Annotated in this window: 2 protein-coding genes; both read right to left on the bottom strand. The window is 69.8% G+C overall.

Annotated elements, in window-relative coordinates; all coding sequences use genetic code 11:
• Positions 1–18: 18 nt before the first annotated feature.
• Complete coding sequence (locus MAA44156_RS06025) at positions 19–10,266, bottom strand: non-ribosomal peptide synthetase (RefSeq protein ID WP_121035770.1); 10,248 nt, start codon at positions 10,264–10,266, stop codon at positions 19–21.
• A 44-nt stretch (positions 10,267–10,310) separates the two neighbouring features.
• Complete coding sequence (locus tag MAA44156_RS06020) at positions 10,311–10,541, bottom strand: MbtH family protein (protein ID WP_003877688.1); 231 nt, start codon at positions 10,539–10,541, stop codon at positions 10,311–10,313.
• Positions 10,542–10,787 lie beyond the last annotated feature (246 nt).

Genomic DNA, 10,787 nt, shown 5'->3' with positions numbered 1-10,787 from the left:
GCCGTCCCGCACCGACGGTCATGACTGTTCCTCCAAGTCCACGGTCATGGCTTCCAGCACGCGCCGGAATCGTTCGATCACCTTTTCGATCCTTGCCTCGCCGAACACGTCGGTATCGAACTCGACGCGAAGACCGATCTCATGGCCCGGCACGGCTTGCACCGAAAGTGGATAGTGGTTGTATTCCCGGTTCGTAAATCCAGTAATAGTTAACTCGTCCACAGCCGATAGCGCGGCAGTATCGATGGGATAGTTCTCGTACACGAACATTGTGTCGAAAATCTGGTCGTGCCCCGTTACACGATGGATATCGTTCAGCGCCAGGTGCTGATGCTCCAGCGTGTGGGTGTAAGCCCGTTGTAGCTGGTCAAGCAGGTCGGCGATGGTGGTTTCGGCGCCGATCGTGGCGCGCACCGGCACGGTGTTGATCAGCAGGCCCACCATCGACTCGGATCCGGCCAATTCGGTCGGACGGCCCGACACCGCGGTGCCGAACACCACGTCGTGCTGCCCGGTCAGCCACATCAGCAGCTGCGCCCAGGCCGCCTGCAGCACCGTGCTCACGGTGGTGCGGCAGGAGCGGGCCAGCTCGCCGAGCAGCCTGCTGGTGTCGGCGGGAACGTGGAACTCGGCCACGCCGCGCGGCCCGAGGGCCATCCGGCCCGACGGGCCCACCAGGGTGGGGGTGTCGAAACCGGCCAGCACCTCGCGCCAGGCCGCCTGCGCCGCGGCCCGGTCCTGCGCCGACAGCCAGGTGATGAAGTTGCGGTAAGGCACCGGCGCGGGCAGCCGCACCCCGAAATAGGCGGCGAAGATCTCTTGCAGCAGCAGCGGCTTGGACCAGCCGTCCAGCACGATGTGGTGGTTGGTGAGCACGAACCGGTAGGCGTCCTCCGCGGTGCGGATCAGCGCGCCGCGCAGCGGCGGCTGGGCCAGGTCGGCGACGGCGACGCGTTCGGCCGACGACAGCCGCTCCACCTGCTCGTCGAGGTCGGCGCCGGCGTCCAGCTCGACGTACTGCCAGGCCAGCTCGGGCTCGGCGGACAGGATCTGCACCGGCTCGCCGAAGTCCTCGCTGAAGTGGGCCACCACGTTGGGGTGGCGGGTGATGACGGTCCGCACCGCCTCGCGCAGCCGGTCGGGGTCGACGGCGCCGGTCACGGAGATGTCCAGCTGGACGGCGTAGAGGTCTTCGGATTCCTGGCTGCCCTGCGCGGTGCCGGCGTGGAACAGCAGCCCCTGTTGCAGCGGGGTCAGCGGCAACACGTCGGCGACCCGGTACCGCTGAGCCAGCTCGTCGAGGTCCCGCTGGGTCAGCCGGGCGGGGGCGACGTCCGAGGGCGTCAGCCCGCCACCGCCGGCCCGCACGTGCGTGCAGATGCCGGCCAGGGCGTCGAACCACAGCTCGGAAAGCCGGCCGATCTGCTTGTCGTCCAGCGCGGAGCGGGCCCACGTCCAGTTGGCCTGCAGGTGCGGGCCGTCCTCGGTGTCCATGGTGCCGGCGTTGAGCTCCACGGTGTGCGGCAGCGGCAGCTCCACCGCCCCGGCCGCGCCGGCCAGCGCGAAGCTGTCCGGGCTCAGCCGCCACAGCTCGGGTGAGAGCTCGGCGGCCCCGCCGCCGAGCCGGCCCAGGTAGTTGAACGCGATCGCCGGATCCGAAACATCCAGCCCCGCTTGGGGATTCAGGTAGCGCAGCAACCCGTAGGTCAGGCCGTCGGGCAGGGCCCGCAGTTGCTCCTTGGCCTCCTTGACCACCGCGCCCAACGCCTCGTCGCCGCCGACCACCTGACCCCAGGACAGCCCGCCGAGGCGCAGCGCCACCGGGTACTTGGCCGTGAACCAGCCCACCGTACGGGACAGGTCGACCTGCGGGCCCAGCTCCTCGCTGCGGCCGTGGCCCTCCACGTCGATGCCGATCGGCGCGCCGGTGCCGATGAACTGTGTCCAGGCCAGCCCGAACGCGATCAGCAGAATGTCTTGCAACCCGGCGTGAAACGCCGCGGGCACCTCGCCCAGCAGCAGCCGGGTGGTCTCCACGTCCAGCGACGCCGACAACTGCCCGGCCGTCGCGTAGGTGTCCCCGGGTTGCGCCCCGGGCAGCACCGCCGGGACGGCGGCCACCTGCCGCCAGTCCTCGGCGCGCTCGACCACCTCGGGCCGGCGGGCGTGGTCCTCGAGCAGCGCCGACCAGCGGGCGAACGACATGCCGCCGGTCGGCAGGGCCACCGGCTGGCCGCTGTGGTGTTGCGCCCAGGCGATGTTGAGGTCCTCGATCAGGGTCCGCCAGGACACCCCGTCGACCGCCAGGTGGTGGATGATCAACGCCAATTGGCTTGTCTCGCTTGCCCATACGGCGCGCACCAGGATGCCGTCGGCGAGGTTCAGCCGCGACCGGGCGTCAACCAGCGCCGCCGGCGACAACGCGTCCACGGTCTCCAGGCAGTCGGCGGCCTGCACCGAGCCGGCCTCGGGCACCTCCAGCGACCAGCCGCCGGCGCCGTCGTCCTCGACCCGCAGCCGCAGCATCGCGTGCCGGTCCAGCAGCGCCTGCAGCACCGCGGCCACGTCGTCGGGGGTGACGCCGGCGGGGGCGGCCAGCACCATGGTCTGGTTGAACTGCTCGACCGGGCCGTCCATGTTCTGCAGCCAGCGCATGATCGGGGTGGCCACCACCCGGCCGGTGCCCTCGTCGACGACGTCGTCGTCGCCGGTGGCGACGGTGGCGACCCGGGCCAGCCGGGCCACCGTCTGCTCGGTGAAGACGTCGCGGGGCCGGCAGATCACGCCGGCGGCCCGGGCGCGGGCCACCACCTGCATGGACAGGATGCTGTCGCCGCCCAGGTCGAAGAACGAGTCGTCCACCCCGACCCGCTCCACGCCCAGCACCTGGGCATAGATGTCGGCCAGGATCTCCTCGATCGCGGTCACCGGGGCGCGGTACCGGTCGACGTCGGAGTATTCGGGCGCGGGCAGGGCCCGGGTGTCCAGCTTGCCGTTGACGGTCAGCGGCAGCGCGTCGAGCACCACCACCGCCGAGGGCACCATGTAGCCGGGCAGCCGCTCGCCCAGCTGCGCGCGGACCTCGGCCGGGTCGGCGGTGCCGGTGATGTAGCCGACCAGGCGCTTGTCGCCGGGCCGGTCCTCGCGGGCGATCACGGCGGCGTGCTCGACGCCGTCCAAACCGGCCAGGGCGGCCTGGATCTCGCCGAGCTCGATGCGGTAACCGCGGATCTTGACCTGCGCGTCGGCGCGGCCCATGTACTGCAGCTGCCCGTCGGCGCCCCAGCGCACCAGGTCGCCGGTGCGGTACATCCGCGCGCCGGGCCCGCCGAACGGGCACGCCACGAAGCGGGTGGCGGACAGGCCGGGCCTGCCGACGTAGCCGGTGGCCAGGCCGCCACCGGCCACGTAGAGCTCGCCGACCACACCGACCGGGACCGGGCGCAACCACCCGTCCAACACAAAGAAGGCCAGATTGGCCAGCGGCACGCCGATCGGGCTGTCGCTGCTATCCACATCGGCATCGACGATCTCCCGGAACGACGCATGCACCGTCGTCTCGGTAATGCCATACATATTGATCATCCGCGGCAACCCCGGATGATGATGCAGCCACGTCGCCAACCGATGCGGTTCCAGCGCCTCACCGCCGAACACCACCGTCTGCAACTTCAACTGCTGACCCAACTCCGGGGCCAACGCATCAGCACTCTGCAACGCATAAAACGCCGACGGCGTCTGACTCAACACACTGACCTGCTCACGAACCAACAACGCGTGCAAGTCTTCGGCCGAGCGCACCACCGCGTCCGGCACCACGACCAGGCGGCCGCCGTAGAGCAGCGAGCCGAAGACCTCCCACACCGAGAAGTCAAACGCCAGGGAGTGACACTGCGTCCACACCTGGCCCAACCCCAGCTGAGCGTCGAGTGTCTCCAGCAGCAACGTCACGTTGCGGTGTGGGATGGCCACGCCCTTGGGGGTTCCGGTGGTGCCCGACGTGTAGATGATGTAGGCGATGTTGTCGGCGGCCGGGACGGGCAGGCCGGTGGCGGGCTGCTCGGCGACGGCGGGGTCGTCGAAATCGATGATCTGGCCGGTGAACCCGTCCAGCCGGTCGCGCACCTCCGCCGTGGTGACCGCGGCGACGGGTGCGGAGTCAGCGAGCACGAACTGCAGCCGGGCCGCCGGCACGCCGGGGTCGATCGGCACGTAGGCGGCGCCGGTCTTGAGCACCGCGAAGATCGCCACCACTGCCTCGGCCGAGCGCGGAATGACCACCGCCACCCGCTGACCTGGGCCCGCGCCCTGCCCGGAAAGCAAGTGCGCCAACCGATTTGCCGACTCCTCGACCTCGCGGTAGGTGAACGACCGCTCGCCGCAGGTGATCGCCACCGCGTCGGCGGCGCGGGCAACCTGCGCGGCGAACAGCGCCGGGATCGAGGCCTGCGCGGCGGGCCGCCGGGTCAGCACCGCCCGGTTGCCCCAGGCGTCGAGCCGCTCATGCTCGGCGGCGTCGAGCAGGTCGATCGCCGACAGCCGCTGCCCGGGATCGGTGGTCATGGCCGCCAGCACCTGGCGCAGCCGCTCGATCAGGGTTTCGATGCCGGCCTCGTCGAACACCTCGGTGTCGTACTCGACCCGCAGGCTCAGTTCGTGGCCCGGGGTGGCCACCACCGACAGCGGGTAGTGGTTGAATTCGCGGCTGCTGAACTCGGTGACGGCCAGCTCGTGCACGTCGAGCAGCGCGCTGGCGTCGATCGGGTAGTTCTCGTAGAGGAACAGGGTGTCGAACAGTTGGTCGTGCCCGGTGACGCGGTGAATTTCGTTGAGCGCCAAGTGTTCATGCTCGAGCGTGTCGGCGTGCGCGCGTTGCAGCTGCTCGAGCAGGTCGACGACGGTGGTCGCGGCGGCGATGTCGGCGCGCACCGGCACGGTGTTGATCAACAAGCCGACCATGGCGTCGGCGCCGGGCAGCTCGGTGGGCCGGCCGGAGACGGCGGTGCCGAAGGCGACGTCGTGCTGGCCGGTCAGCCAGGTGAGCAGCTGCGCCCAGGCGCCCTGCAGGACGGTGCTGACGGTGGTGCGGCTGGAGCGGGCCAGCTCGCCGAGCGCCTTGGTGGTGTCGGCCGAAACCGTATAGGTGGCAACGGCGCGCCGCCCGATCTTGCCCGGCGGGGCCACCAGGGTCGGGGTCTCGAACCCGGCCAGGGCCTCGCGCCACGCGTCCTGGGCGGCGGCCCGGTCCTGGGCGGACAGCCACATCAGGTAGCTGCGGTACGACGGCGGCGCGGGCAGCCGCTGGCCGTAGTAGCCGGCGAACACCTCTTGGAGAAGCACGGGCAGCGACCAGCCGTCGATCACGATGTGGTGGATGGTGAGCAGCAGCCGGTGCCGGTCGTCGGCGATGCGGATCAGCGCGGCCCGGAAGGCGGGCTGGCCGGCCAAATCGCACACGGCGGCGCGTTCGTCCGCGGACAGCTGCTCGAGCTGTCCGTCGATGTCGCCACCGTCGAGTTCGAGGTAGCGCCAAGCCATTTCGGGTTCGGCGGGAATGATCTGCACCGGCTCGCCGAATTCGTCGAAGAAGCGGGCGACCAGGTTGGGGTGGCGGTTGACCGCGTTCTGCACCGCGTCGCGCAGCCTGTGCGGGTCGAGGGTGCCGCTCACGGTGATGCCGAGCTGCACGGCGTAGAGGTCTTCGAGTTCCTGGGCGAAGCCGGTGTGGAACAGCAGCCCCTGCTGGACCGGGCTCAGCGGCAGCACGTCGGCGATCTGGTGCTGCTGGCAGAGTTCGTCGATCTGCTGCTGGTCGAGGCGGGCGGGCGCGATGTCGGACGGCGTCAGCCCGCCGCCGCCGGCCTGCACGTGCGCGCAGATGCCGGTCAGCGCCTCGAACCACAACCGGCTCAACCGGTTTAGCTGCTCGTCGGTGAGCACGGAGCGCGCCCAGGTCCAGTTGGCGTGCAACTGCGGGCCGGCGTCGGTGTCCATGGTGCCGGCGTTGAGTTCGACGGTGTGCGCCAACGGCATTGGCACGGCCGTTGCCACCGCGGCCGATGACAGGCTGTCGGCGCTGACCCGCCACATCTCCTCGGACAGGTCGGCGCCGGCACCCAGCCGGCCCAGGTAGTTGAATCCGATCACCGGATCCGGCCCCTGCACCTCGATCTCGGGGTTCAAATAGCGCAGCAACCCGTAGCTCAGGCCGTCGGGCAGCGCCCGCAACTGCTCCTTGGCATCCTTGATCACCGCGCCCAGCGCGGCCTCCCCCGCCACCACCCGCGCCCAATCCAGACGCCGGCCCATCCTCAGTGCCACAGGATATTTCGTGGTGAACCAGCCCACCGTACGAGACAGATCCACCCCCGAGGCGATCTCCTCGTGCCGCCCGTGACCCTCCACGTCGATACCGATCGGCGCGCCACCACCCACGAACTCCGTGCAGGCCAACCCGAACGCAATCAACAAAATGTCTTGCACCCCAGCGTGAAACGCCGCCGGCACCTCCCCCAACAACAACCGGGTGGTCTGCACATCCAGCGACGCCGACAACTGCCCCGCCGACGCATACGTGTCATCGGGCCCCACCGCCGGCAACACCGCCGGCGTGGCCACCACCTGCTGCCACGCCGCCGCCGCAGCCACCACCGCCGGACTCTTGGCGTACTCGGCCAGAATCGACGACCACCGCGCAAACGACGTGCCCGGCACCGGCAACGCGATCTCCTGACCACCCTGATGCTGCGCCCAGGCGATGTTGATGTCCTCGATCAACGTCCGCCACGACACCCCATCAACCGCCAGGTGATGAACAACCAACGCCAATTGGCTTGTCTCGCTTGCCCATACCGCGGACAGCAGTACGCCGTCGGACACGTTGAGCCGGGACCGCGCCTCGACGAGCGCGGCGTCGGACAAACTGTCGACCGCGCGCAGGCAGTCGGCCGCGCGCACCGAGCCGACCTCGGGCGCCTCCAGCGACCAGCCACCGGCGCCGTCGTCCTGCACCCGCAGCCGCAGCATCGGGTGGCGGTCCAGCAGTGCCTGCAGCACCACCGCGACGTCGTCGACACCGACCCCGGCGGGCGCGGCCAGCACCATGGTCTGGTTGAACTCGTCGATCGGGCCGTCGATGTCCTGCAGCCAGCGCATGATCGGGGTGGGCCGCACCGGCCCGATCCCCTCGTCGGCCGCGCCCAACTCGCCGTCGACAGCCACTTGGGACACCCGCGCCAGCCGGGCCACCGTCTGCTCGACGAACACGTCGCGCGGCCGACAGATCACCCCCGCCGCGCGGGCGCGGGCCACCACCTGCATGGACAGGATGCTGTCGCCGCCCAGGTCGAAGAACGAGTCGTCCACCCCGACCCGCTCCACGCCCAGCACCTGGGCGTAGATGTCGGCCAGGATCTCCTCGATCGCGTCGCCGGGCGCCCGGTATTCGCCGGCGGCGTATTCCGGCGAGGGCAGCGCGCGCTTGTCCAGCTTGCCGTTGCCGGTCAGCGGCAGCGCGTCGAGCACCATCACCGCGGTCGGGACCATGTAGGGCGGCAGCCGGTCGGCCAGCTGCGCGCGCAGCTCGGCCGGGTCGGCGGTGCCGGTGATGTAGCCGACGAGGCGCTTGTCGCCGGGCCGGTCCTCGCGGGCGACCACCGCCGCCTGCTCCACCCCGTCCAAACCGGCCAGCACCGACTGGATTTCGCCGAGCTCGATGCGGAAGCCGCGAATCTTGACCTGCTCGTCGGCGCGGCCCAGGTACTGCAGCTGCCCGTCGGGGCCCCAGCACACCAGGTCGCCGGTGCGGTACATCCGCGAGCCGGGGGCGCCGAACGGGTTGGGCACGAACCGCGAGGCGGTCAGGCCGGGCCGGCGCACGTAGCCGTGCCCCACGCCGCGGCCGGCCAGGTACAGCTCGCCCACCACGCCGGCGGGCACCGGCTGCAGCCACTTGTCGAGCACGAACATCGCCGCCCCGGCGATCGGCGAGCCGATCGGCACCACCGGGTCGCCGGCCGTCAGCGGTGTGCTGATCGACGCGCACACCGTGGTCTCGGTCGGGCCGTAGGCGTCCAGCATCACCCGCCCGGGCGCCGCCCACCGGTCGACCACGTCGGTCGGGCAGGCCTCGCCGGCCACCACCAGCGCGGTGGACTCCAGGCCCTCGGGTGAGAGCATCGCCACCGCCGACGGCGTCTGGGTGAGCACGCTGACCTGCTCCGCGACCAGCAGGGCGTGGAAGTCCTCCGGCGACGACGCCACCGACTCGGGCACCACCAGCAGCCGCCGGCCGCGCAGCAGGGCGCCGAAGATCTCCCACACCGAGAAGTCGAACGCCGACGAGTGGCACTGCGTCCACACGTTTCCGGGCGGCAGGCCGGCGTCCAGCGACTCGATCAGCCAGGTGACGTTGAGATGAGGAATGGCAACACCTTTGGGGGTCCCGGTGGTTCCCGAGGTGTAGATGATGTAGGCGGTGTTCTCCGGCGCCGGCCACGGCAGCGCGGTGCCGGGCTGGGCTTCGACGGCCGGGTCGTGCACGTCGACGACGAGGAGGTCGTGATCGTCCAGCCGCGAGCGCAGGTCGGAGGTGGTGATCACCGCGCTGGGGGCGGCGTCGGCGAGCACGAAGTCCATCCGCGACGACGCGTGCGCCGGGTCGATCGGCACGTAGGCCGCCCCGGTCTTGAGCACCGCCAGCATCGAGACGATGGCGTCGGCGCAGCGGGGGAACATCACCGCCACGCAGTCGCCCGGGCCCACGCCGTGGTCGGCGAGCAGATGGCCCAGCCGGTTGGACGCCTCGTCGAGCTGGGCGTAGGTCAGCGAGGTCGCCCCGAACGTCACCGCCACCGCGTCGGGGGTGCGCTGCACGTGTTCGGCGAAGGCCTGGGGGATCGACACCGGGGCGGGTGCGGGCTCGGTCAGCGCCGGACGGTTGCTCCACCGGTCGATCAGCGCGGGCTCGTCGCCGGTCAGCAGTTCGATCGAGGACAGCGGGCGGTCCGGGTCCTCGGTCATCGCGGCCAGGATCTGCTGCAGCCGACCGGCCAGGTCCGCGACGCCGAAGCTGGCGAACGGTTGGCCCGGGCCCGCGGTGCTGAGGAACAGCTGGTCGCCGGCGCCCAGGAAGAACAACCCGAAATGCCCCACCGGGCCGTGGTTGGTGTACGACGCCGTCGCCGGGGAACCGGCCAGGTCCAGCGTCAGCCGGGACGGGATGAAGTTGATCCCGACCCGGTTGGGCGCCTGCCGCAACCCGTCGCCTTCGAGGGTGTGCACCGGGAAGCGCTGGTGCGCCAGCAGCTCGCGGATGCGCTTGTCGACGTGCTTGCAGAAGTCGGCGACCGTCGACTCGGGCGCGGTGCTGAGCACCAGCGGCACCACGCCGGCCAGCATCGCGGGCAGCGTTTTGGACTCCGGACGCACCCGCCGGCTGACCGGGAAGTCCAGCGCCACCTCCGATCCGCTACCCGACCAGCCGCGCACCAACAGCGCGCACGCGGCGGTGGTGACCGAAAAGCGGCGGATGGCAAGCTTTTTGGACAGCTCCTTGATCCGGTTGGCGACGGACGGGTCCAGCTGTACCGACGCGGACGGCGAGTAGTGGTCGCGCTCCCCTTCGGCGTCGGGCAGCCGGTCGACCGGCCCGCTCTCCGGCGGCAGGTGCTCGCTCCAGTACGCCTTGTCCTCGGCATAGTCCGGGGAGGCCTCGTAGCCCGACTCCAGGTCGATCAGGTCCTGCACCGTGCCGAAGTAAGCGTCCGGAATCGGCTTACCGGCCACCATTGCCGAATAAATGGTGGCCACCCGTCGGCAAACAAGAGCCATGCCCAGACCGTCGATAGCTATGTGGTGGCAGCAACCAAACAAATAGAATTCGTCGTGCCCTGTTTGGAAAAGCACGAATTTGAACATTTGGCCGTTCAACGGCATCGGCGTGCGCTGAATGGCGGACGACATCTCCCGCGCCTCGGCCACCGGGTCGGCGTGGTCGGTCAGGTCGTGAAAAGCCAGCTCGACGTGCGGGTAGTCGATCGGCTTCTGCACCACCTGGCCGTCGACCTCGAAGAACGAGACCCGGCCGGGTTCGGCTTCGGCGACGGCCTGGGTGATGGCCTGCTCGAGCGCGTCGCGATGGACCTTGCCGTCGATCTTGACCAGCAGACCGAGCTGCCACTGGGTGCCGGCGAAACCGGCTTCCTGGGATAACCAGATATCAAGCTGCCCTCGCGTCAGCGGAAACGCCCGATCATCCCTCGCCATCGACTCCCCCAAGTCTCCACCCACCCGCCCCGTACCCCGGCAGGTTACTGATCAAAACCCCGACCCGTTGCGAGCTTGTCCCGCAGGCTCTTCGGCCGAATGTCGGGCCAGTGCTGCTCGATGTACTCCAAACACGCAGCGCGGTCCGCTTCCCCGTGTACCACCCTCCAGCCAGCTGGAACATCGGCGAAGGCCGGCCACAAGCTGTGTTGCTCCTCGTCGTTCACCAGGACGAAAAAGCTGCCGTTGTCGTCGTCGAATGGATTGATGCTCACAATTCTCCAGGATGCATAGTGGACATGAGTGGAACAGGTCCAAACCATAGTTCAGGGCAACAGTGCCCGTCGGTGGTTTGGCCAAAGTTCCTGCTGTGACCTGCAAGGCTGTTGTCGCCATCGGGTGATCGGTGTGCGGTGGGGCCCCGATGCCCCTTTATTCGCTGCAGCGACCTGCATCAATGGCGTTGACTGCGAAATTTCGCTATTGGAGCAGGCACGTCCTTGCGGCCGATGAAGTTATTG

The organism is Mycobacterium avium subsp. avium, assembly GCF_009741445.1.
Classification (GTDB): Bacteria; Actinomycetota; Actinomycetes; order Mycobacteriales; family Mycobacteriaceae; genus Mycobacterium; species Mycobacterium avium.
This window is presented reverse-complemented; position numbering and strand designations above follow the sequence as displayed.

What these genes read in the sequence shown, in the direction of transcription:
- MAA44156_RS06025 (WP_121035770.1), bottom strand. Translation starts at nt 10,266, where the DNA reads ATGGCGAGGGATGATCGGGCGTTTCCGCTGACGCGAGGGCAGCTTGAT.